At 71.6% G+C, this 26047-nt stretch carries 8 protein-coding genes; all 8 read left to right on the top strand.

Annotated elements, in window-relative coordinates:
- Positions 1 to 188 precede the first annotated feature (188 nt).
- The 8 genes from LUU90_RS22760 (at position 189) to LUU90_RS22725 (ending at position 26000) form a co-directional block, all read left to right on the top strand.
- Complete coding sequence (locus tag LUU90_RS22760) at positions 189 to 6317, top strand: Ig-like domain-containing protein (RefSeq protein ID WP_275006245.1); 6129 nt, start codon at positions 189 to 191, stop codon at positions 6315 to 6317.
- Positions 6318 to 6455: 138 nt separating this feature from the next.
- Positions 6456 to 12554, top strand: coding sequence for an Ig-like domain-containing protein (locus LUU90_RS22755; RefSeq protein WP_275006244.1), 6099 nt, complete (start codon positions 6456 to 6458; stop codon positions 12552 to 12554).
- A 203-nt stretch (positions 12555 to 12757) separates the two neighbouring features.
- Positions 12758 to 18805 (top strand): Ig-like domain-containing protein, encoded by a 6048-nt coding sequence (locus LUU90_RS22750; RefSeq protein WP_275006243.1) that lies wholly within the window; start codon positions 12758 to 12760, stop codon positions 18803 to 18805.
- 104 nt (positions 18806 to 18909) lie between these two features.
- A complete protein-coding gene (locus LUU90_RS22745; protein ID WP_275006242.1) occupies positions 18910 to 19884 on the top strand; it encodes an AAA family ATPase in 975 nt (324 codons plus the stop codon).
- Positions 19881 to 21200, top strand: a complete 1320-nt coding sequence (locus LUU90_RS22740) for a DUF58 domain-containing protein (RefSeq protein ID WP_275006241.1) — start codon at positions 19881 to 19883, stop codon at positions 21198 to 21200. The genes LUU90_RS22745 and LUU90_RS22740 overlap by 4 nt, the downstream gene beginning before the upstream one ends.
- Complete coding sequence (locus tag LUU90_RS22735; protein WP_275006240.1) at positions 21197 to 23671, top strand: transglutaminaseTgpA domain-containing protein; 2475 nt, start codon at positions 21197 to 21199, stop codon at positions 23669 to 23671. The genes LUU90_RS22740 and LUU90_RS22735 overlap by 4 nt, the downstream gene beginning before the upstream one ends.
- 152 nt (positions 23672 to 23823) lie before the next feature.
- Entirely contained in the window at positions 23824 to 25197 is a 1374-nt protein-coding gene (locus LUU90_RS22730) for an RDD family protein (protein WP_275006239.1), read from the top strand.
- Entirely contained in the window at positions 25194 to 26000 is an 807-nt protein-coding gene (locus LUU90_RS22725) for a PP2C family protein-serine/threonine phosphatase (RefSeq protein WP_275006238.1), read from the top strand. Before LUU90_RS22730 ends, LUU90_RS22725 begins: the two co-directional genes overlap by 4 nt.
- Positions 26001 to 26047 lie beyond the last annotated feature (47 nt).

Raw genomic sequence — 26047 nt, 5'->3', positions numbered from 1 at the left:
GTTCGATCGGACGGGATGAGATCGGGTCCGGCGACTGACTGATCTCATTCCGTCGGACCGGAGCCGATGAGCTCGGTCGGACGCCTCAGGCCGGCGGGGCGCAACCGTGACCTCGGTGCATGGGTACTTCTCCCCGCACGTTCCCCCCGCGGGATGGCTACGATGCAGCCTGACGAGGGAGCAGTGTGGTGGCGAACGACGTAGTGGCTGAGGGCAGGCGCGGGGCAACCCCGGGTGTGCTGGTGTCCTGGTTCCTGGTGACCCTGTTCGTCGGCGCGCTGACCGCCCTCGCCTTCCTGCAGGACGGCGAGGCCACGGCGGACCTTGATCTCAACGACTCCGGCGTCTGGGTCACGCAGACCGCGTCGGGCAAGCTGGGCCGCTTCAACGACGAGGCCAGGGCACTGGACAGCACGCTGCTGGCCGGATCGTCGACGTTCGACGTGCAGCAGGACGAGTACCGCGTGCTCCTGACCGACGAGGGTGCGTCGTCCGCGAGCCCGGTCGACCCCGCGCAGCTCGCGCTCTCCGGAACGGTCCAGGCCCCCCGTGACGCCCAGGTCGCGTCGGGCGGCCCGACGACGGCGATCCTGGACCCGGAGGACGGCCGGCTGTGGGTCCTGCCGTTCGACGGCGTGACCGCCTTCGACGAGGAAGAGCTCGACCCGACGGCTGAGCTCGGCACGGGCGGGCGGCTCGCCGTCGCGACGGACGGGACGGTGTTCGTCGCGGTCCCGTCGGACCGGACGCTGTACCGCGTGGAGACGGGTGCGCAGGGCGCGCCCGGCGAGGTCACCGAGAGCGAGCTCCCGGTCGCCGACGACGCGGAGCTGGAGCTCACCGCCGTGGGCGACGAACCGGTCGTCCTGGACCGGACCGCGTCCACGCTGGTCCTGCCCGGCGGCGACGTCGTCGATCTGCCCGGCGGCGCCGAGGCCCGGCTGCAGCAGCCGTCCGACACGCGGCGTTCGGTGGTCGTCGGTACCCCGAGAGGACTGGTGACGCAGCCGCTGGGCGGCGGCGAGGCGACGACACGCGTCGCAGAGGGAGTCCCCGCGGCCCCGGTACAGGTGGGCGTCTGCACGTTCGGTGCCTGGTCCGGCACCGGCCAGGTGGTGCGGGACTGCCCGGGTGCGGACCGGGACGTGGACGAGCACCTGGAGGGTGCGGACGGCGAGATCGCCTACCGGGTGAACCGCCACGTCGTGGTGCTGAACGACGTCTCGGCGGGCACCTTGTGGATGGCCGCGGAGGAGTTCGAGAAGGTCGACGACTGGGACCTGACGATGCCCGAGAGCTCCGAGGGCGAGAAGACCGAGACCGAGACCGAGACGCCCGAGCTCGTGGACCAGTTCGTGGCCGAGCGGGACAGGCCCAACCGGCCGCCCACGCCGGCGGACGACGACATCGGCGTCCGCGCGGGCCGCACCACCGTGCTGAACGTGCTGGGCAACGACACCGACCCGGACGGCGACGTCCTGACGGCATCGGTGGCGTCGCCCGCGAAGACCGACGGGATCACCGTCCACCGCGTGCTGGACGGCCTGGCGCTCCAGGCGGACGTCCCCGCGGAGGCGTCGGGTTCGGTCACCGTCCCCTACACGGTCGACGACGGGCGCGGCGGCATCGCCACGGCGAAGGTGCGGGTCCGCGTGGTCCCGGCGGACGCGAACGAGGCGCCGGCACCCGAGGGCGAGCCGGTGCTCCGGGTGGCGCAGGGCGGCACGGCGACGATCAAGGTGCTTCCGTACTGGCGGGACCCGGACGGCGACGACCTCGTGCTCTCCAGCGCCGTCACCAACGACCTCTCGGACGAGATCCGGTTCCGTCCGGACGGCACCCTCGAGTTCCGTGACGGTGGCACCACGATGGGCCGCAAGCTCGTCGACCTGACCGTCAGCGACAGCGGCGGGCTGGTCGGCGAGGGGCGCCTCCTGGTCGACGTGGTCGCCTCGGACCAGCCGCCGGTCGCCGTCGGCGACCACGTGGCGGTCCCCGCCGGGCAGCCGGTGACGGTGCATCCCCTGACGAACGACACCGATCCCAACGGCGACCAGCTCCGCCTGGTCGACGTCACCGAGCAGGCCCCGGCGACGATCACGCCGAACTTCCCCGCCGGCTCGTTCCGTTTCGTGAGCCAGGACCCGGGCAGCTATGACGTCACCTACCGGGTCAGTGACGGCCCGAACGCGACGCTGGGGCTGGTCCGCGTGGACGTGCTGCCACCCCCGGAGCAGGACGGCACGCCCGTGACGGTGACGGACACGGTGCTGCTGCCGGCCGGCGGCACGGCCCTGGTGGACGTCCTGGCGAACGACACGGACCCGGCCGGCGGCGTGCTCGTCGTGCAGTCCGTGACCCTGCCCGACGGCGCCCCGGTCACCGCGGCCGTGCTGGACCATCACGTGCTGCGGATCAGCGAGATCAAGCGTCCCGAGGGGCCGGTCACCGTCGAGTACACGGCGGCGAACGGCACGGGGACGGCCGTCGGGCAGGTGCGGGTGGTGCCCGTGGCGGCCGCGACCGAGCTGCGACCGCCGGACGCGGCGGCGGACGAGGCGACCGTGCACGCGGGTGACGTCGTCTCCGTGCCGGTGCTGCGGAACGACTCCCACCCCGACGGTCTGGAGCTGGCGCTCGCCGAGGACCTGGTGGAGCGGCCCGAGGCGGGCGAGGCGTTCGTCTCCGAGGACATGGTGCGCTTCAAGGCCGATCCGGGCCAGAGCGGCACCGTCCACCTGGTCTACGAGGTCACCGACCCCAACGGCCAGAAGGACTCCGCCCAGGTCACGGTGACCGTCCTGGACGACGGCGAGAACGCCGCCCCCCAGCCGCCCGACGTCACGGCGCGGGTGCTGGCCGGGGCGAGCACGCGGGTGGCCCTGCCGCTGGAGGGCAGCGACCCCGACGGCGACCACGTGCGGCTCGAGGCGATCACGTCGGCCCCGACGATGGGCACCGTCGACATCGTCGACGGGTACCTCGAGTACGCGGCCTCCCCGAACGCCGCGGGGGAGGACCGGCTCAGCTACGCGGTCACCGACACGCGCGGCGCCACCGCCACCGGCACGGTCCGCATGGGCGTCGCGTCCCCGCCGCAGGTCAACCAGTCCCCGCTCGCCGTGGACGACGAGGTGTCGGTGCGTCCGGGCCGCACGGTCGGCGTCGACGCCCTGGCCAACGACTCCGACCCGAACGGGGACCAGGTCGGCCTGGTGCCGAAGTCGTTCGACGGCGCGCCGGAGCTGGACCCGACCGTCACCGACGACCTCGTGGTCGTCACCGCGCCCGACGGTGAGGGCACGCACACCTTCTACTACGGCGTCGAGGACTCGTTCGCGGCGCGGGCGACCGGTGCGATCACCGTCGAGGTCGCCCGGGACGCACCGCTGCTGCGCCCGGTCGCGCGGGACGACGTCGTCCCGCCCGAGGACGTCACCGCCAGCACGGTGACCGTCGACGTCACGGCCAACGACCTGGACCCGGACGGGCTCGCCGCGGACCTGGAGGTCACGGTGCCGGGCCAGGGCCCCGACGGCGTCACCGCGACCGAGGAGGGTGAGGTCGTCGTGCCGCTCACGGCGCGGCCGCAGGTCATCACCTACGAGGTCACCGACAGGGACGGGCTGACGGGCAAGGCGTTCCTGCGTGTGCCGCGGGACGGCACGCTCCCGCGGCTCCGCGACGACCTCGAGCCGGTCGAGGTGGTCGCCGGTGAGCCGGCCGCGCTCGACATCACCGAGTACGTGGTCGTGGCCGAGGGCGGTGAGCCGCGGCTCACCGACGAGGAGAAGGTGGCGGCGACCGAGGGCAGCCACGAGGTCACCGGGCCAGCTGCCGTCACCTACACCGCGCACGACGACTACTCGGGCCCGGCGGCCCTGACCTTCGAGGTCACCGACGGTGCCGGCGCCGACGACCCCGACGGCCGCACCGCCCTGCTCACGCTGCCGCTCACCGTGCTGCCCGGTGCGAACGAGCCGCCGGAGATCACCGGGACGCCCAGCGTGGAGGCCGCGGCCGGCGACGAGACGGCGCTCGACCTGTCCCGCTTCGTGACCGATCCGGACGGTGATCCGCTGACCGTCGAGATCGACGGCGGCGCGACCGGCCTGAGCCTCGCCACCGAGGGCACGACCGTCCTCGTCACGGCCGCGCCGGACGTCCCGAGGGGCACCAGCACCGCGGTCCGCTTCACCGTGTCCGACGGCGGCCACCCACCCGTCGCCGGACAGCTCACGATCGCCGTGGTGGCCTCGACGCGTCCGCTCGCGCGCGCCACCGTGGACGAGGTACCAGACGCGCACCAGGGCGAGCCGGTCACGGTGGACGTGCTGGAGAACGACGTCAACCCGTTCCCGGAGGATCCGCTGGCCCTGGTCTCGGCCCAGCTCGAGTCCGGCCGGGGCACCGTCGAGAAGACGGGGGACAGCGTGACGGTCACTCCGCCGGCCGACTTCCACGGGGTGACGGTGGTGCGTTACCGGGTGGCCGACGCGACGGGCGACCGCACGCGTGAGGTCGAGGGAACAGCCCGTGTGACGGTGCTCGGCGCGCCGGAGACACCCCGCCGGCCCGTGGTCGAGGAGGTGCGGTCCGAGACGGTGGTGCTGACGTGGGACCCGCCGTCGGACAACGGCGCGGAGATCACCGAGTACCGGGTGCGGCCCAGCCGGGGTGCTGCGACGACCTGCCCCACGACCACCTGCACGATCACCGGCCTGACGAACAACCAGGTCTACACGTTCACCGTGACGGCGAAGAACGAGGTGGGCACCTCGGGGGAGTCGGGCGCCTCCGAGGAGGCCCGTCCGGACGAGAAGCCGGACCCGCCGGCCGCTCCGCGCCTGCGGTTCGGCGACGAGCGGCTCACGGTGTCGTGGAAGAACAAGGCGTACACCGACCGCTCGCCCATCGAGTGCGTCAACCTGGAGATCAGCCCGGCACCGCCGTCGGGCCGGATCCAGAAGACGTGCCTCGACGGGACGCAGACCGTGTGGGAGGGCCTGCGGAACGGCACCGCCTACACGGTGCGGGTGCAGGCGCGGAACGCCGCCCCCGACCCGTCCGAGTGGTCCGACCCGTCGGCCCCCGAGACGCCCGCGGCGCCGCCCGCCCAGCCGGCCGCACCCCGGGCGACGCGGGTCGACACGGCGGTGGGTGGGGAGATCACCGTGCGCTGGACGGCGCCCGCGAGCAACGGCGCCCCCATCGAGACCTATCACCTGAGCGTCTACCGCAACGGCGAGAAGCAGCGGACGACTGCCGTGTCCGGCACGTCGCGGAAGGTGCAGGACCTCGACCAGCAGGCCTCGTACCAGTTCACGGTCGTCGCGGAGAACAAGGCGGGCACGTCTCCCGCGAGCCCTCGGTCGGCGGCACTGGAGCCGTACGGGACGCCGGTCAAGCCCGGAACCCCTAAGGCATCGCTGATCAGCGGGGACACCAACGGCAAGGCCCGCGTGACGTGGAGCGAGGTCACCCAGTTCCGCGGCAACGGTCCCTACTACGAGGTGCGGGCGGACGGTTCCACGAGGAAGCGGGCAGCAGGTTCCCCGTACACGTTCGGATCGCTCGCGAACGGCCGTGACCACACCTTCGAGGTCCGCGCCTGCAACGCCTACACGTGCTCGGCCTGGACGGCGCGCTCGAACGCCGTCAACCCGTACACCGTGCCGGGGGCGCCGCGGGTCGACTGGTTCAAGGACCTGGGGGACGACGGCAACTTCCGGGTCTGGGCTCCCGACAACAACGGCGGGCGCAGGGTGGACCGTATCGAGTGGAAGCTGAGCGGCGACGCGACGCGCGAGGGCGAGCGCTCGCCCCTGGGTGACGGCTGGCAGGCAGGGTCGCACCCCTATCAGGTCAACGTGCCGACGGAGCCGAACCGCAGCTACACGCTGACGGCGCGACTCTGCAACGGTGCGGGGTGCGGGGTGTGGGCCAAGGCGTCGGGCCGTACGGGAAGCAACGAGAGCAATCGGACGCTCACGACGTACAAGGGCGCGAGCGCGGTGGGTTTCACGAACGACGACGGCTCCACCTGCACCAGGTCCTCGTGCCACTACCTCGGGCTGCGGCTGCGCAACGCGACGCCGAACTACGCGTTCGGCGTCTCGTGCTACGCCTCGGGGAACAAGTTCGCTCCGACTGCGAACGGCAACCTCGCCTTCGAGACGACGCGCGATGGCCGGAAGTTCGAGACCGACGCGAACGGGAACTTCACGGGTGAGCTGCCGTGCGCCTGGGGGACGACCGGCGTCCAGGTCAATGTGGGCACGTTCAACTGGGGCGCGGCCACGGCCGTGACGTGGTGAACGGGCGTGCGGCGGGTACGTCATGAGGTGCCACGTCGCCCCGTTTCACCCGGCCGGACCGCCCGTGGATTCTGCTCGTCGGCTCCGGTCCCGGCTAGGCTGCGGCCACCGCTGCTGACCGAAACTTGAGGAAGATCTGTGCCTGGACCGAAGGTGTCCCCGCGTTCGATCGTGTCGGGCGCTGTCGTAGCCCTCTTCACCGGGGCGCTGGTGCTGCTGATGCTGCTGCACGACGGCGAGGCGACCGCTGAGGTTGACCTCGACGACTCGGGGGTCTGGGTCACCAAGACCTCGGCGGGGCTGCTCGGCCGGTTCAACTACGAGGCGCAGGCGCTGGACGGCACCCTGCTGTCCGGGTCCTCGACGTTCGACGTGCAGCAGGCCGAGTACCGCGTCCTGATGACCGACCCCGGCGCCGCCACCGCGAGCCCGGTCGACCCGGCGCACCTCGCTCTGCAGGGCACCATGACTGTGCCCGCGGGTGCGGTCGTCGCTTCGGGTGGTCCCACGACCGCCGTCCTGGACCCGGACGACGGGCGCCTCTGGGTCCTTCCGTTCGAGGGGTCCGCCCAGTTCAGCGAGGCGGACCTGGAACCGACGGCGGAGGTGGCCCCAGGCGCCCGGCTCGCCGTCGCGATGGACGGCACGGTGTTCGTGGCGGTGCCGGCTCAGGGCCGACTCGTCACCGTGCGGACGGGCGTCACCGGCTCCCCGGGTGAGGTGAGCGAGGCGGAGCTCTCGGTGGGCGAGCGTGCGGAGGTCGAGGTCACCGCGGTGGGTGACCAGCCGGTGGTGCTGGACCGCACGGCCTCGACGCTCGTGCTGCCCGGCGGCGACGTCGTCGACCTGGCCGGCGGGGCCGAGGCCCGGCTGCAGCAGCCGTCGGGCGCCGGGACGGTCGTCGCGGTGGCGACGACCAAGGGCCTGGTGACGCAGCCGCTCGGCGGGGGCGACTCCACCACGCGGCTGGCACAGGGCACTCCGGCGGCGCCCGTACGGTTGGGCGACTGCACGTACGGCGCCTGGTCCGGAACCGGCCAGGTGGTCCGCGACTGCCCGGGTACGGACCGTGATGTGGACGAGCACCTGGAGGGCGCGGAGGGCGAGATCACCTACCGGGTGAACAGGCAGGTGATCGTGCTCAACAGCGTCGCGACAGGCACGCTGTGGATGGCGGCCGAGGACTTCGAGAAGGTCGACGACTGGGACCTCACGATGCCCGAGGAGGCAGAGGGCGAGAAGACCGAGTCGGAGACCACCACGCCCGAGATGGTGGATCACTTCATCGCCCAGCGGGACAAGCCCAACCGTCCCCCGAGGGCTGAGGACGACAGCCTGGGGGTGCGGCCGGGGCGTACCACCGTGCTCAACGTGCTGGGCAACGACATGGACCCGGACGGCGACGTCATGACGGTGTCGGTCGGCCGGGCCACGGCGGAGCCGGGAGCGTCGGCGACCAAGGCGTCGGCCGTCTCCGTGGACCGTGTGCTCGACGGCGCGGCACTCCAGGCGAACGTGCCGGAGACCGCCTCGGGCAGTGCCACCTTCGGATACACGGTGGACGACGGGCGCGGGGGCACGGCTCAGGCCGACGTGCGGGTGCGGGTGGTGCCGCTCAGCGAGAACGCGGCGCCCGCCCCGACGGGTGAGCCGGTCCTGCGCGTCGCGCAGGGCGGCGATGCGACGATCAAGGTGCTGCCGTTCTGGCGCGACCCCGACGGCGACGACCTGGTCCTGTCGAGCGCCACCACCGCCGAACCGATGGACGAGGTGCGGTTCCGCCCTGACGGGACCGTGGAGTTCCGGGATGGTGGGACCGCGACGGGCCGCAAGATCGTGGATCTCACGGTGTCGGACGGGCTCGACCAGGTGGGCGAGGGCAAGCTCCTCGTGGATGTCGTCGCGGTCCAGGAACCGCCCGTCGCGGTGGCCGATCACGTGTCGGTGCTGGCCGGCGACACTGTCACGGTGCGACCGCTGCGCAACGACACCGACCCGAACGGTGACCGGCTGCGTCTGGTCAGCGTCAGCGACCAGGCCCCGGCCACGATCACGGAGAACTACCCGGCGGGCACGTTCCGGTTCGTGAGCCAGAAGCCCGGCAGCTACGACATCACCTACCAGGTCAGCGACGGGCCCGGGTCCACGATGGGGCTGGTGCGGGTCGACGTGCTGGCACCGCCGGACGACGCGGGGCCACCTGTCGTCGTGGCCGACACCGTGCTGCTCCCCGCGGGTGGATCGGCGCTCGTGGACGTGCTCGCGAACGACACCGACCCGGCCGGAGGTGTACTCGTCGCCTCGTCGGTCGAGGCCGACCCGGGCGTGACCGCCGTCGTGCTGGACCATCACGTGCTGCGCGTGGCGGAGACGGAGCGGCTGAACCGGCCGGTGACCCTGCGGTACACGGCGTCGAACGGCACGCAGACCGCCGTCGGACAGGTGCGGGTGGTGCCCGTCGCGGCACCCACCAAGCTCCGTCCGCCGGAGGCGACGGCGGACGAGGCGACCGTGCACACCGGCGACATCGTCACCGTCCCGGTGCTGAAGAACGACTCCCACCCCGACGGGCTGGAGCTGACGGTCGCGCCCGAGCTGGTCGAGGAGCCGGAATCCGGCGAGGCCTTCGTCTCGGACGGCACCGTGCGGTTCAAGGCGGGATCCACCGCCGGCACGGTGCACCTGGTCTACGAGGTCCGCGACAGCAACGGCCAGAAGGACTCCGCGCAGGTCACCCTCAACGTGACCGACACCCCGGAGAATGCCGCACCACAACCGCCGGACACGACGGCCCGTGTGCTGGCCGGAGGCGTCACGCGTATCGCGCTCCCGCTGGACGCCAGTGACCCCGACGGCGACTACGTGACGCTCGACGGTTTGTCGGCGGCGCCCGCGCAAGGCACCGCCCGGGTGGTCGACGGGTACCTCGAGTACGAGGCGTCGCGAGACGCCGCAGGCGCCGACGAGTTCCGGTACGCCGTGACGGACACCCGCGGCGCCACGGCGGAGGGCACGGTCGCCGTCGGGGTGGCACAGCCGCCCGGGATCAACCAGCCGCCCACCGCGGGAGGCGACAAGACGCTCGTCCGGCCTGGCCGCGAGGTCGCCGTGGATGCCCTGGCCAACGACTCGGACCCGGACGGGGACCAGGTCGGCCTGGTGCCCCGGTCCTTCGAGGGTGCCGACGGCCTGGACCCGCGGGTCGTCGACGACCTGGTCGTGGTGACGACTCCCGACGACGAGGGCACGCATACCTTCTACTACGGCATCGAGGACGCGTACGCGGCCCGAGCCACCGGCTCGATCACCGTCGAGGTCGCCCGGGACGCGCCGCTGCTGCGCCCGGTCGCCCGCGACGACGTCGTCCCGCCCGCCGACGTCACCTCCGACACGGTGACCGTGGACGTGCTGCGGAACGATGCCGACCCCGACGGCGTCGCGGCAGACCTTGAGGTGGCGGTGCAGGACGAGCGTGGTGCGCTGCCTCCGGGCGTCACCCTCGGCGAGGACGGTGAGGTCACCGTGGCCCTCACCGAGGACCCGCAGGTGCTCACGTACACCGTGACGGACATGGACGGTCTCACCGCGAAGGCGTTCCTGCGGGTGCCGCGCGACGGCTCGCTGCCGCACCTGAAGCAGCCGGTGGAAGCGCTGCGGACGTTCGCGGGCGAGACGCTCGAGATCGACATCGCCGATCACGTGGTGGTCGCGGACGGCCACGAGCCACGGTTCACCGTCGAGGAGAAGGTCACGGCCGTCGAGGGGACACGGGAGGTCACGGGCACCACCACGCTGACGTTCACCTCCGACGAGGACTACGTCGGGCCGGCGTCGGTCACGTTCGAGGTGACCGACGGGGACGGTCCCGACGACCCCGAGGGCCGTACCGCCGTGCTGACCGTGCCGATCGACGTCCGCGCGAGCCGCAACCAGCCGCCGGAGATCAAGGGAACCGCCCTGCTCGAGGTGGCAGCGGGCGAGGAAGCGACGCTCGACCTGTCCCGCGTGGCGGTCGACCCCGAGGGGGACCCGCTGACCGTCGAGGTCACCGGCGGGATCGACGGCGTCACGTTCGGCACCGAGGGATCCCGGGTCCTGGCACAGGCACAGGTCTCGGTGCCGAAGGGCACGCGCGCGACCGTCCCGTTCACGGTGTCCGACGGCGGTCACCCGCCCGTCGTCGGCGAGCTGGTGGTCACCGTGGTCGCCTCCACCCGTCCCCTCGCGCGCGCCAACCCCGACGAGGTGTCCGACGCGCACCAGGGTGAGCCGGTCACGGTGGACGTGCTGGCCAACGACGCCAACCCGTTTCCGGAACAGCCACTGACCGTGGTGAGCGCGGGGGTCGAGACCGGCCAGGGCAACGCGGAGCCGTCCGGGTCGGGCGTGGTCGTGACGCCGTCGGACACCTTCGTGGGGACGCTCGTGGTCCGTTACCGCGTGGCGGACGCGACAGCCGACCCGAGCCGGGAGGTCGAGGGCACGATCCGGCTGACCGTGCTGGGCAGGCCGGAGGCGCCTCGCGCGCCACAGGTCGAGGAGGTGCGGTCCGGGACGGTGGTGCTGTCGTGGGACCCGCCGTCGGACAACGGGGCCGAGATCACCGGGTACACCGTGCGCTCCGGCAAGGGCGACACGACCGAGTGCCGGTCCACGACCTGCACCGTCACGGGCCTGAAGAACGATGTCGTCTACAACTTCACCGTCACGGCCACCAACGAGGTGGGGGAGTCCGAGGCCTCCGCACCGTCGGAGGATGCGCGACCGGACGAGAAGCCCGACAAGCCCGAGCCGCCGACGCTGACGTTCGGCGACTCCTCCCTGACGGTCGCCTGGCAGAACCGGGCGTACAGCGACCGGTCGCCCATCGAGTGTGTCAACCTCGAGATCAGCCCGGCCCCGGCCGACGGCGTGATCCAGAAGACGTGCGTGACCGGGACCCGAACGGTGTGGGACGGCCTGGCCAACGGCACCTCCTACACGGTGACGTTGCAGGCGGTCAATGCCGCGCCGGAGCCGTCGGACTGGAGCGACGCGTCGGCGCCCGAGACGCCGGCCGCCCCGCCGGCCAAGCCGGCGGCGCCCACCGCGCAGCGGGTGGACAACGCGCTCGGCGGCCAGATCACCGTCTCGTGGACCGCGCCGGCGAACAACGGCGACCCGGTCGAGCAGTACTACCTCGACGTGTTCGAGAACGGCACCAAGAAGGAGACCCAGACCGTCGCCGGGACCTCGCAGGTGGTCTCGGGGCTGTCGCCGGAAGCCTCTTACACCTTCGCGGTCACCGCGGAGAACAAGGCCGGCCGGTCGCCGGTGAGCGACCGGTCGCCCGAGCAGGTGCCCTACGGCCAGCCGCAGGTACCGGGCACGCCGACAGCGGAGCTGGGCAGCACCACGAGCGGACAGGCGACGGTGCGGTGGACCGGGATCTCGGGCGACGGGTTCCGCGGCCCCGGGCACCGGTACGAGGTGCAGGGCAACGGCGTCGCTGCCCGCACCGCGTCCTCCCCGCACACGGTCACGGGACTGACCAACGGCACGGCGTACCGGTTCCAGGTGCGGGCCTGCAACCAGTACACGTGCTCGGCGTGGACCGCCAGCTCGAACCCCGTGACGCCCTACACCACACCGGGTGCTCCGGGTGTCACCTGGGCGTTGCGGTCGTCCTCCGAGGGCCGCTTCACGGTGTCGCCACCCGGCGACAACGGCGGCCGCGCCCTGGACTCGATGCGGTACCGCATCAACGGTGGTGGGTGGCAAGGTCTGTCCGTGTCGGGCGGCAATGTCGACGTAGGCCCTGCGTACAGCACGACCTACAACATCGAGGTGCAGGCCTGCAATGCCGCCGGGTGCGGCGCGACGGCGTCGGGCAGCGGACGGACCAACCCAAACCCTGCCAACAGGAGCTTCACCATCTCGAAGGGCGCGGACGGGTCGACCTCGTCCGGTTGCCGCCAGGGGGCGGCGTGCCGGTGGATCAACATGAGCATCACCGGATGGGAGCCCAACATGACGTTCACGATGCGGTGCTTGTCCACGCAGCACGACCCGGCCGGCCAGGTGTACTTCCCCCGAGCGGAGCAGGGGCGCTGGTGGGGTCAGGCGTGGGGCGCGCCGCTCCGGACTGATGCCAACGGAAACTGGTCGGGCCAGTCGGACTGCATGCACGGCTACTCGGGTGAACACACCTGGGTGGAGACCCAGCAGCTGGGGGAGTCGAATCACCTTCTCTGGTGAACCGCTGACAGATGAGGTCCGGACGGCCGACTTTCCGCGACGGCGACCAGACAGACTCGTACAATTTGGGCGTTGGCCATGGGTAGTCCTGCCCACCGAAAGTCCACGACCATTCACCCTTCCTCCCGGTAAGGTGCTCCCGTTGCGCCTGTGGGGATTGACCGGGCGAGCAGACTTCGGTGGAGTGATGAAGAGGAGGACGCATGAGCTTTGCCTCACGCGTGTACGAGAATCGCCGGTCAGCGGCATCGATCGGAGCGGTCACCCTCTTCGGCGCAGGGCTGGTCGGCTTCGCACTCCTCTACGAGGGTGAGGCGACGGCCGACGTCGAGCTGAACGACTCCGGTGTCTGGGTGACCCAGACGGCGTCGGGCAAGCTCGGGCGGTTCAACTACGAGGCGAAGGCCCTCGACGGCACCCTCCTGGCCAACTCCACCAGCTTCGACGTCGAGCAGGACGCGCAGCGGGTGCTCCTCGACGACATCGGCGGCTCCGCCGCCAGCCCGGTCAACCCGGCGCAGCTCGCGTTGTCCGGCGTCATGAAATTCCCGGCGGGTGCGCAGGTCTCCGCGGGCGGCACCGCCACCGGTGTGTACGACGGGGAGACGGGCCGGCTCTGGGTGCTGCCCTTCGACGGTGCGGTCGGGTTCGACGAGGAGAAGCTCAAGCCGCAGCTGAAGGCCGGTACGAACGGCGAGCTCGCGGTGAGCAACGAGGGCACGGTGTTCCTCGCGGTGCCGTCCGAGGGCAAGCTGTACACGGTCCCGACCAGCACGCAGGGTGTCGCGGAGGAGCCGGAGGAGTCCGACCTGCCGGTGGAGGCGGATGCCGAGGTCCAGGTCTCCGCGGTGGGTGACGAGCCGGTGGTGCTGGACGAGTCGACCGGGAACCTGGTGCTGCCGGGTGGTGACACGGTCGCGGTGGAGGACGGCGCGCAGGGCGCGCTGCAGCAGCCGTCCGAGGCGGCCGACAACGTGCTGCTGGCGACGAAGAAGGGCCTGGTCACCCAGCCGCTCGGTGGTGGTGACGCGACGACGCGCACCGCGACCGGTGCTGCCACCGGTGAGCCGTCGGCTCCCGTGCAGCTGGGCGGCTGTGCCTACGGCGCCTGGTCGGTCTCGGGCCAGGTCGTCCGTGACTGCCCGGGGCCGGACAACGACGTCGACCAGGTGCTGGAGGGCGTCGACTCGTCCGCCAGGCTGGTCTACCGGGTGAACCGGAACGTCATCGTGCTGAACGACGTCGCGGACGGCTCCCTGTGGATGGCCGCCGACGAGTTCGAGAAGGTCGATGACTGGGACCTGAAGATGCCCGAGGACGCCAAGGGCGAGAAGTCCGAGTCCGAGGACGCCACCCCGGAGCAGGTCGACCAGTTCGTGGCCGACCGGACCAAGGCGAACCGTCCGCCGGAGCCGAAGCCGGACATGTTCGGCGTGCGCCCCGGCCGGACCACCGTGCTGAACGTGCTGGGCAACGACATGGACCCGGACGGCGACGTCATGACGGCGCGGGTCGCGTCCGAGCCGAAGGGCGACATCGCCGTGGACCGCGTGCTGGACGGCGCGGCGCTGCAGGCGAACGTGCCGGCCGACGCCAAGGGGACCACGACGTTCGACTACGAGGTCGACGACGGCCGGGAGAACGGCACGGCCGTCGATTCGGTCACCGTCAAGGTGGTGCCGATGGAGGAGAACAACCCGCCGGTGCAGTCGGGTGAGCCGGTGCTGCAGGTGGGCCAGGAGGGTCTGGCGACCATCAAGGTGCTGCCGTACTTCACGGACCCTGACGGCGACGACCTGTTCCTCTCCAGCGCGAGCACCGCCGACCCGCTCGACGAGGTCCGGTTCCGTCCCGACGGCACCATCGAGTTCCGGGACGGCGGTACGGCCATCGGCCGTAAGAACGTGGACATCACGGTGTCGGACGCCGAGGGCCTGCCCGTCGAGGGCAAGCTCATCGTCAACGTGGTCGCGAGCAACGCGCCGCCGGTCGCCGTGCAGGACCACGTCACGGTGCTCACCGGCGAGCCGACCACCGTCAGCCCGCTGAAGAACGACTACGACCCGAACGGTGACGAGCTGCGCCTGACGCGGGTGGACGGGCCGGAGTCGGTGACGATCTCCCCGAACCAGACGGCGGCCACGTTCAAGTTCGAGAGCGACGAGCCGGGCTCGTACGACCTCACGTACGAGGTCACCGACGGCCCCAACCCGGTGACCGGCCTGGTGCGCGTGGACGTCGTCGACCCGCCGGAGGGCGCGGGTTCCCCGGTGGCGGTGTCCGACCAGGTGCTGCTGCCCACGGGTGGCACGGCGCTGGTCGACGTCCTGGCGAACGACACCGACCCCGCGGGCGGCGTGCTCGTGGTGCAGGGTGTGACCGTCCCGTCGGACGCACCGGTGAAGGTCGCGGTGCTCAACCACCAGATCCTCAAGATCTCGGAGGTGAAGCGCCTCGACGAGCCGGTGCTCATCGACTACAAGGTCGCGAACGGCACCGGTGCGGTCACCGGCCAGGTGCGCGTGGTGCCGATCCCGGCGTCGGCGCAGCTGCGCCCCCCGGAGGCCGGACCCGACATGGCCACCGTGCACACCGGCGACATCGTGACGATCCCGGTGCTCAAGAACGACTCCCACCCGGACGGGCTGGAGCTCACGCTCAACGACGAGCTCCAGGAGGCGCCGCCGGCGTCGGCGGGCGAGGCGTTCGTCTCGGAGGACGACGTGCGCTTCCGCGCCGGCGACGAAGCGGGCACGGTGCACGCCGTCTACGAGGTGGTGGACAGCAACGGGCAGAAGGACTCCGCGCAGATCACCATCAACGTGGTGGACGCACCGGAGAACGGGGCGCCCGCGCTGCCGGACGTCGAGGCACGGGTGCTGAGCGACGGCATCGTCCGCATCCCGCTCCCGCTCGACGGCACCGACCCCGACGGGGACTACGTGACGCTGAGCTCGATCTCGGAGGCGCCGGCCAAGGGCACCGCCACCATCGTGGACGGCTTCATCGACTACAAGGCCGGCGAGGACGAGACGGGTCTCGACCAGTTCACCTACCAGGCGATCGACACGCGCGGCGCACCCGCCGAGGGAATCGTCCGCGTGGGTATCGCGACGAAGCCGGCGAGCAACCAGGCACCGCAGGCCGCCGACGACGAGACGACGGTCCGGCCGGGCCGTACGGTGGCGATCGCGGCCCTGGAGAACGACTCCGACCCCGACGGCGACGAGATCGGCCTGGTGGCCAAGAGCTTCGAGGGCACCGAGGACATGAAGCCCAAGGCCGTGAAGGACGACGTGGTGGTCACGGCGCCGAACGACGAGGGTGCGTACTCCTTCTTCTACGGCATCCAGGACAGCTACAAGGCCAAGGCCTCCGGTGCCATCACGGTGAACGCGGACGCGGACGCACCGCTGCTGCGGCCCATCGCGCACGACGACGTGGTGACCTCCGACGACGTCAAGGGCTCCGCCAGCGTCACGGTGAACGTCCTGGAGAACGACGTGGACCCGGACGGCGTCGCCGCCGACCTCGAGGTCTCGGTGGACGAGGACCTCGAGGGCGTGACGGTCACGGAGTCGGGTGCCGTCGAGGTGCAGCTCACCGAGAGCGCGCGCGTCATCACCTACACGGTGACCGACATGGACGACCTGGAGGCCAAGGCCTTCATCCGGGTGCCGGGCGACCAGTCACGTCCGCACGTGAAGCCAGGCGTCGGTCCGCTGCAGGCCGTCAGCGGCGAGCCGCTGACCATCGAGCTCGAGAAGTACGTGGTGGTCCGCGAGGGCCGCGAGCCGCGCATCACCGAGGACCGCACGGTCAAGGCCCTGGAGGGCCGGGTCCGGATCGTCGATGCCCACACGCTCGAGTACACGTCGGCCGAGGACTTCGCCGGTGCGGCGTCGGTCAGCTTCGAGGTGACCGACGGCTCGGGGCCTGACGACGAAGAGGGCCTGACCGCCGTGCTGACCCTGCCGATCGACGTGACCCCCGCCAAGAACCTGCCGCCCGAGATCACGGGTACCCCCGTGCTCGAGGTCGCGGCCGGTGACGAGAGCTCCGTCGACCTCAGCCGCTACGTCAAGGACCCGGACAAGGACGACCTGACGTTCGACGTCAAGGGTGCCGAGGGCATCGTTCCCTCGGTCTCCGACGCGACGGTGTCCGCCGACGTGGAGCCTTCGGTCCCCAAGGGCACGGCCCAGGAGCTGTCCTTCGCAGTCAGCGACGGCACGAACCCGCCGGTGAGCGGGACCCTCACGGTCATGGTCGTCAAGTCGACCCGACCGCTGGTGCAGACCACGCCGGACGAGGTGCCCGACGCCCACCAGGGGAAGCCGGTTTCGGTCCCGGTGCTCGCCAACGACACCAACCCGTTCCCGGAGGAGCCGCTGAAGGTGGTCGGTGCCGCGGGCGAGACCGGCCGGGGCGACGTGTCCTTCAGCGACAACGAGGTGGTGATCACGCCGGACGCTGACTTCCACGGTGTCATGACCGTGCGGTACACGGTCCAGGACGCCACGGAGGACCGGGACCGGCAGGTCGACGGCATCGTGAAGCTGACGGTGCTGGGCGCCCCGGAGGCGCCACGGGCTCCGCGCGTCGAGGAGGTGCGCTCCGAGACGGTGGTGCTGAGCTGGGACCAGCCGAACAACAACGGCTCCGACATCACGGGCTACACGCTGCAGGCGAGCAACGGGCAGGAGCACCAGTGCACCACCACCACGTGCACGTTCGGCGGGCTGGCGAACAACGTGAAGTACACGTTCAAGGTCATCGCGACGAACGAGGTCGGTGACTCGGACCCGTCGCCGGCGTCACGCGAGGCGCGCCCGGACCAGAAGCCGGACAAGCCGGCTGCGCCGACTCTCGAGTTCGGCGACAGCGAGCTCACCGTCAGCTGGAAGAACAAGGCCTACACGGACCGGTCGCCGATCGAGTGCGTGAACCTGGAGATCAGCCCGCCCCCGAACAACAGCGTGACCCAGAAGACGTGCGTCAGCGGTGAGTCGACGGTCTGGTCCGGCCTGCAGAACGGCACCGCGTACACCGTGCGCGTCCAGGCGAAGAACGAGGCCCCGGATCCGTCGGACTGGTCGGTCCCGTCGGCACCCGAGACGCCTGCCGCGCCGCCCGCACAGCCGGCTGCCCCGGCCGCGAAGCGCGTGGACACGGGGGTCGGTGGTCAGATCGACGTGTCGTGGACGGCTCCGGCCAACAACGGCGACCCGGTCAAGACGTACTACCTCGACGTCTACCAGGACGGCAGCAAGACCAAGTCGATGACCGTGGTCGGCAAGACGTCGCAGCGGGTGCAGCAGCTGAACCCGGAGTCGTCCTACACGTTCACGGTGCAGGCCGAGAACAAGGCGGGCAAGTCCCCGGTCAGCGCGCAGTCCGCCGCCGAGCCGGCGTACGGCGTACCGCTCGTCCCGAGCGGGGTGCAGGCCAGCAACCCGAGGAACCAGGCCGCCGACGTGCGCTGGAACGCGATCTCGAGCTCCGACTTCCGCGGCCCGGGGCACCGGTACGAGGTGCAGGCCAACGGGGCGCAGGGCAGGAGCGTCGGCGACACCACGTCGTACGCGTTCCCGAACCTGAACAACGGGACGTCGTACACCTTCCAGGTGCGCGCCTGCAACCAGTACGTCTGCTCCAACTGGTCCGCCTCGTCGAACGCCGTGACGCCCTACGGCCCGGTGCCGAAGCCGACCATCACCGCCAACGGCGGTGACCAGAAGGTCACCTTCACCTGGGACGGCCGGGCGACAAACGGCCGACCCATCGCGTCGGTGCGCGTCACCGGGGCGATCAGCAGCTCCGCCCCGAGCGGTTCGGAGAGCGCGTCGGCCGGCTACAGCGACACCAAGCAGGCCTGCGTCGAGGTCACGGACAGCGAGGGGCAGAAGAACTCGGCCTGCGCCTCGGGGACGTCGGATCCACGCCCCGACCCGAAGGCGTTCGTCACCCGTGGCTCGAGCGTCAACACCGGTGACTGCGACACATCGGCGTGCGCCTACTTCGTGGTCAACTGGTCCGACTTCAGCACGGGAAACCACTCCGTGGAGTGCTGGTCCGGTACGAACCCGGCTGAGTCGGGATGGCACAACATCGTAGGAGAGGGCCGCAGCACCACCCGTAACTTCGGGTCGCCGAGCGGCCGGATGCAGCTGACCTGCTACTACGGGTACGCGAACACCCAGGTGGCGGTCCGGATCGACGGCAAGCTGTACGAGGCGAGGAACTGGTAGAACTCCACCGTGGCCGGTCGCCGCGCCGTCGGCGGCCGGCCACGTCATGATCAACACGACTTCACCCGACGAACGAGCAGTAACGAGCAGTAGGGAAACATGAGATGACCACGATGACCCCCGAGCAGGCGGCCTGGTTCGCCCAGACCTTCGACCGGCTCGTCGGCAACGTCGGCCAGGCCGTCCTGGGCAAGGCACCGGTGATACGCCTGGCGCTCACCTGCATGCTCGCCGAGGGCCACCTGCTGCTGGAGGACGCACCCGGTACCGGCAAGACCATGCTCGCGCGCTCGATCGCGGCGTCGGTCCAGGGCACGCACAACCGCATCCAGTTCACGCCCGACCTGCTGCCGTCCGACGTCACCGGTGTGACGATCTACGACCAGAACAGCGGCAAGTTCGACTTCCACCCCGGCCCGATCTTCAACTCGATCGTGCTCGCGGACGAGATCAACCGCGCCTCGCCGAAGACGCAGTCCGCCCTCCTGGAGGTCATGGAGGAGGGCCGGGTCACCGTCGACGGTGTCGCGCACGAGACCGGTCGCCCGTTCATGGTGCTCGCCACCCAGAACCCGATCGAGCAGGCCGGCACCTACCGCCTGCCCGAGGCGCAGCTGGACCGTTTCCTCATGAAGACGTCGGTGGGCTACCCGGACCACGCGTCGACGGTGGAGATCCTGTCGGGCGCCTCGGTCAAGGACCGCAGCCTGGCGCTGCAGCCGATCATCACCACCAAGGCCGTCACGGAGATGGCGGACCTGGCGATGACGGTGCACACCGACACCGCGGTGCTGGAGTACGTCAGCCGGCTCAGCGAGGAGACGCGCAACGCCGCCGAGGTGCGGGTCGGCGTCTCGGTCCGTGGTGCGCTGGCCCTGGTCCGCTGCGCCAAGGTGTGGGCGGCCGCCCACGGCCGTAACTACGTGCTGCCCGACGACATCAAGGAGCTGGCCCAGCCGGTCTGGGGCCACCGCTTCGTGCTGGACCCGGAGGCCGAGTTCGCCGGCTCCCGCCCCGACGTCATCCTGGCCCGGATCATGGCCGACGTCGCGGCGCCGCAGGAGCGGGCCTCGGCATGACCGCGTCGGGCATCGCGTACGGGAAGCGGCAGGAGAAGCCGCGCGGCCTCGGCGGAGCCGTGGCCGCGGGGCGCACGCAGGTGCAGCGTGGCCGCCGCGGCCTGGTGACCCTCACCGCCGCCGTCCGTTCCCGGGCGGCGGCGGTCGGTCGCGTCCTGGCGCCGGTGCGCCGCACGTTCAGCACGTTCGGGATCGCGGTGACGCTGACGGCCGCGGGCGCCTGGGTGGCCGGCCTCATGCTCGGCTGGCTCGAGGTGCTGGTCGCGGCGATCGTCCTCACCGTCACGCTCGTGTGCGCCATCGTGTTCGTGCTCGGCCGGTTCAAGTACGACGTGGTGCTCGACCTGGCGCAGGCCCGTGTGACGGTCGGTGACCGCGCCGTCGGGCGCCTCGACGTGCGCAACGCGTCGAGCCGCCCGCTGCTCCCGTCGGTGATGGAGCTCCCCGTGGGCACCGGAACCGCCGCGTTCCCGGTGCCGCGCCTGCGCGGCGGCGACGCCCACGAGGAGATCTTCACCATCCCGACCCGGCGCCGCAGCGTGATCACCGTGGGCCCGGTCAAGTCCGTGCGCGCCGACCCGCTGGGGCTCCTGCGCCGCGAGATGACGTGGACCAACGAGCAAGAAGTCTTCGTGCACCCGCGCGTCAAGAACCTCACCGGCTCGTCGACGGGCTTCCTCAAGGACCTCGAGGGGCGCGTCACGAACGACATCACGAGCTCGGACGTGAACTTCCACGCCCTGCGCGACTACGTGCCCGGCGACGACCGGCGGCACATCCACTGGAAGACGACCGCGCGCACCGGCCAGCTGATGGTGCGGCAGTTCGAGGAGACCCGGCGCTCGCACCTCGCGGTGCTGCTGTCCACGCGCGCCGAGGACTACGCGAACGACGAGGAGTTCGAGCTCGCCGTGAGCGTGTGCGGCTCCCTCGGCCTGCAGGCCATCAAGGAGGACCGCGGCGTCACGGTGCTCGTCAACGAGGCGACGCTGCGTGGCGACCACCGCACCCGCCTGATGGACGACCTGTCCCGGATCGAGCTCGAGTCCCGCAAGTCCAAGCTGGTGGACCTGGCCCGTTCGGCCGCCATGGCCGCCGCCGACTTCTCGGTGATCGCGTTCGTCATCGGCAGCCGCGTCACGCCCACGGAGCTGCGCTCGGCGTCGGCCCGTGTCCCCGCGGGGGTGCAGGTCATGGCCATCCAGTGCGTGCCGGGCGCATCCCTCGGCCGGCACGCGATCGCGGAGCTCGGCGTGCTCACGCTGGGCCGCCTCGCCGACCTGCCCCTTGCCCTGAAGAAGATGAGCGACGGATGAGCGACGAGAACACCCGCGGGAACGTACCGGTCGGCGCGGGCTCCGGCCCGGGCCGACCGTCGTCCCGCACCCGCGGCACCCGTACCGGGTACGGCACCGGTACGGGCCGGGGCACCACGCGCCGCAAGGACGCCGAGCGCCCCCGGGCGCTGACCCGGTTCGCCCTCGTCGACGTCGCCGCGCTGGGCGTGATGCTCGGTGCCGTCGCGGTCGGCTTCGGCCCCGTCTGGGGCTCGCTGGGCTACCTGCTGCCCACGATCGGCGGCGCCGTCGTGGGCCTGCTGGTGGCCTGGGTCGGCGCCTGGCGGCGCTTCCCCGCCGTGACGGTGACCGCCCTCGCGGTGCTGGGCTACCTCGTGTTCGGTGGCGCGCTCGCGCTGCCGCACACCACCATCGCCGGCGTCGTGCCCACCCTCGACACGTTGCGCGAGCTGCTGCTCGGTTCGGTGGAGGGCTGGAAGCAGTTCATCACCACCGTGCCGCCCATGCGGTCGTTCCCCGACCTCGCCGTCGTGCCGTACCTGCTCATGCTGCTCGTGGCACTGGTCGCCGGCACCATCTCGTGGCGGGCGAAGCACGCGGTCTGGGCGGTCCTGCCGGTCATCGTCGGTCTCGTCGGCGTGATCCTGCTGGGCACGGTCGACGAGGCGTTCCCGGTGGTCCAGGGCCTCGTGATCGCCATCGTCGCTCTGCTCTGGGGCGCGGTACGCGTCATGGAGGCGCGCGTCGGCACGCACTCGATCAGCACGGAGTCCAGCCGCGAGGCCACGCGCAGGCTGCGCTGGTACCGCATCCGCACCGGCGCCACCATCCTCGGTGTCGCGGCGGTGGCCGCGGGCTTCACCGCGCCGATCATCATGCCGGAGCAGCCGCGCACGGTCCTGCGCGAGACGATCGTGCCGCCGCTGGACATCCATCAGTTCACGAGCCCGCTCGTCGCGTTCCGGCACTACGCGAAGGACGCCCGCGAGGAGGAGCTGTTCACGGTCAGCGAGCTGCCCGAGGGCAGCCGCATCCGGCTCGCGACGCTCGACCGGTACGACGGCGTGGTCTACGACGCGTCCGGCGACGGCGGTGACACCGGGTTCTACACGCGCGTCGGCGAGGAGATCGCGACGACCGACGACGGCACGCCGACGCCGATCGAGGTCACCGTCGCGGCGTACTCGGGTGTCTGGGTGCCCGAGATCGGCGACCTGACCGGTGTGCGCTGGTCAGGCCCGAACGGCGAGGTCCAGACGGACGGCACCTACTACAACTCGACCACCAACACGGCGCTCACCACGGCGGGCATCCAGCGTGGTGACAGGTACACGCTGAACACGCTGGTGGAGGAGGAGCCCGACGAGGAGACCCTGAAGAAGAGCGAGATCGTGCTCGACGCGGACCTGCCCGAGACCGATCCGAGCTCGCTCCCTCCGGGCCTGCCGGCCAAGGCGGCACAGTTCGTGGGCGAGGAGACCGACCCCGCGACCAAGCTGTTCCAGATCCGGGACCTCCTGCAGCAGTCGGGTGTGCTGTCCAGCGGGCTCGACGGCGAGACGCCGTCCCGCCCCGGCCACTCGGCAGAGCGGATCGACACGCTGGTCGCGGAGGAGAAGATGGTCGGCGACGACGAGCAGTTCGCCGTCGCGCTCGCCCTCATGGCCCGGCAGGCGGGTATCCCGGCCCGCGTCGTCATGGGCTTCTACCCGGACAAGACGAGCAAGTACGAGGAGGGCGAGCCCTGGACGGTGCTCGGCAGCGACGTGCACGCGTGGATCGAGGTGCCGTTCAAGGAGTACGGCTGGGTGCCGGTCGACGCCGTCCCGGAGGAGAAGCCGCAGATCCAGCCCGAGCCCAAGAGCAAGACGGAGCCGAAGCCACCGGTGCTGCAGGACCCGGAGCCACCGGAGGAGCCGGACAAGGCGAAGGCCGGCAGCGTCGAGGACGACGAGAAGGAAGAGGCGGAGAACGACCTCTTCGACTGGGGCCTGCTCGGCGTGATCCTGCTGGCGGTCGGCATCCCGCTCCTGCTGATCGCCGGCCCGATCCTGGCGATCCTCGCGTACAAGGCCCGACGCAGGGCCGCACGCCGCAGCGCCGAGCAGCTCGCGGACCGGATCAGCGGCGGCTGGCACGAGGTCGTCGACGTCGTGACCGATCTCGGGACGACGGTGCCGCGCGGGGCGACGCGGCGTGAGAGCGCCGGGGTGATCGCCGGGGCGCACCAGGTTCCGTCGACACTCATGCTCGCGCACCGCGCCGATGCGACGGTCTTCGGGCGGGAAGAACCCACCCCGGCCGACGTCGAGGCGTTCTGGGTCGAGGTGGACGAGCTCGTGGGAGGGCTACGCTCCACCGTGAGCACCCGACGGAGGGTGCGGGCAGCGTTGTCGCTCCGTTCCGTCTGGGCACGAATCGGTGGTCGCCGCGGGATCTTCGCGGCACTCGGGGGACTCGGGTCCCGTCGGACGAAGGAGAGTCGATGACGGACGTGGTCTGCGCTGGATGCGGGTCCGCACAGGATGGCAGCGCGCCGTACTGCGGCGTGTGCGGACGCCCGTTCCCGCGTACCCAGACAAGTGACGTAGGTACCACGGTGCCGGAGTCGCTCTCGCACACACGGGTGGGAGTCTCGGCGGTGCAGCCGGTACCCGTGGTGTACGCGGGCACCGGGCGCCGGTTCCTGGCGGCGCTCGTGGACGGCGCGGTGATCGGGGTGGTGGCCTGGGTGATCCTGATGATCGGGCTCGCCACCGCCGGGGGCACCGGCACCCTGCTGATGTCTCCGGACGTCATCGCGTCGAGGATGCTGGTGCCGCAGCTGATCAGCGGCGTGCTCGTGCTGGGCTACTGGCTGGGCGTCTCCGCGTGGGAGGGCAAGACCGGCAAGACGGTGGGCAACCTCGTCTGCAAGATCCGTACCGTGGACGTCGTCGCGCACGACCCGATCGGGTTCGGCCGCGCGTTCCTGCGCTGGCTCATCGTGGGTCTCGGGTCGCTGGTGTGCCTGGTCGGCCAGATTCTCGTGCTCGTGTCCCCGGCGTTCGACGGCGGCGGCAAGCGCCAGGGCTGGCACGACAAGGTCGGCCGCGCCGTGGTGCTCATGGCCTCCGACGTGGCGGGTGCCCCGGCGAGCCCGGTGGCGGGCACCGCCGCGAAGGCGCCCGCCGGTACGTCGACGGTGTGGACCGGCGCCGGCAACGGCGCCCAGTCCCAGGCGCCGGCGCAGCAGGCCCAGCCTGCCGCACCGGCCCAGGCACGGGACCCGTGGGCCTTCCCCGACTCCTCCGCGCCGGCCGGTGGCGGCGTGATCACCGGGATCCCGGGCCAGACCCCGAGCGCACCCGCGGAGGCGCTGCCCCCGCAGGAGGAGCCGGTGACGATTCGTCGGCCGCATCCCGGTTCCGGCGGTACGCCCCACCCGGCGCAGACCGCGCAGCAGCCGGTCCAGCAGCAGCCCGTCCAGCAGACGCCCGTCCAGCAGACGCCGGTGGCACCCGCGGCGCCGGTGCAGCAGCCGGCCCAGCCGGACCTCACGCGGCGTGCCCCGATGCCCGCGGAGCCGCAGCCCCAGCCGGTGCAGCAGGCGCCGCAGCCGGAGGCGGAGCAGCGCGACTCGGCGCCCGTCGACATGACGCGTACCCACATGAGCCGCCCGATGTCTCCGGCACCGGTGGCGACGGTGGTGCTGGAGGTCGAGAACGGCGAGCGCTACGTCGTCGACACCAAGGCGCTCGTCGGCCGCAACCCGCAGGCGCCGGACACGTCCGGATGGATCCTCATCAAGGTGGAGGACCCCACCCGTTCGGTGTCCAAGACGCACGCCGAGCTCGGCGTGGACACAGCGGGCCTGTGGCTGACCGACCGCGGTTCCACGAACGGCACGGTGGTCTCGGCGCCGGGCCTGCCACCACGCGTCGCGGAGCCGGGCGCCCGGGTCCGGGTGCCGGTCGGTTCGACGATCCACGTGGGTGACCGCCGCGTCGTCGTGCACCCGCAGGCGTCCGCATGAGCGAGGAGGCACTGACGCTGGCGTGGGGGGCCGCCTCCGACCGGGGGCTGCGCCGTCAGCTCAACGAGGACGGCTACTTCGCCGGGGGCGGCGCGTTCTTCGTGGCCGACGGCATGGGTGGGCACGCGGCCGGGGAGGTCGCCAGCGCCACCGCGCTGGACGCGCTGCGTCCGCTGTCGGACATCGAGCGCGTGGAGCCGCACCACGTGGAGGCGCTGCTGGAGACGGCGCAGGAACGGGTCCGGGCGATCGACACCTCCGGCCTGGGCCGGGGTGCGGGCACCACGCTCACCGGTGCCGTGGTCGCGTACCTCGACGACGCCCCGTACTGGCTCTTCGTGAACGTGGGGGACTCGCGCACCTACCTGCTCTCCAGCGGGGTGCTGGACCAGGTGAGCGTGGACCACTCGGAGGTCCAGGAAATGGTCGACGCCGGTACGCTGACCGCCGAGGAGGCGCGGAACCATCCGCGCCGGCACGTGATCACGCGGGCACTGGGCGGACGGGACGAGGCGCGGGCCGACTTCCGGTACATCCCGATCGGCGCGCACGACCGGATCCTGGTCTGCTCGGACGGGCTGACGGGCGAGCTGACCGACGCGCAGATCACCGAGATCATGCTGGGCCACCCCGACCCGCAGGTGGCGGCGGGCCGGCTGGTCGAGGCGGCGATCGCCGCGGGCGGCCGGGACAACATCACGGTCATCGTCGTGGACGCGACGGGCGTGGCGCACGAGACGGCGGGGTCGAGCACCTCGCCACGGGGTGGGTTCGCGGACGAGGACACCTTGCCGCGTGACTGACCGGAACCCGATCCGGGACCGATCTGGTACCGGACCGCGGGAACCGG

This window comes from Promicromonospora iranensis, from assembly GCF_028994775.1.
Classification (GTDB): domain Bacteria; phylum Actinomycetota; class Actinomycetes; order Actinomycetales; family Cellulomonadaceae; genus Promicromonospora; species Promicromonospora iranensis_A.
The sequence above is the reverse complement of the archived record's forward strand: the minus strand, read 5'-3'. Positions and strand labels throughout refer to the sequence as shown.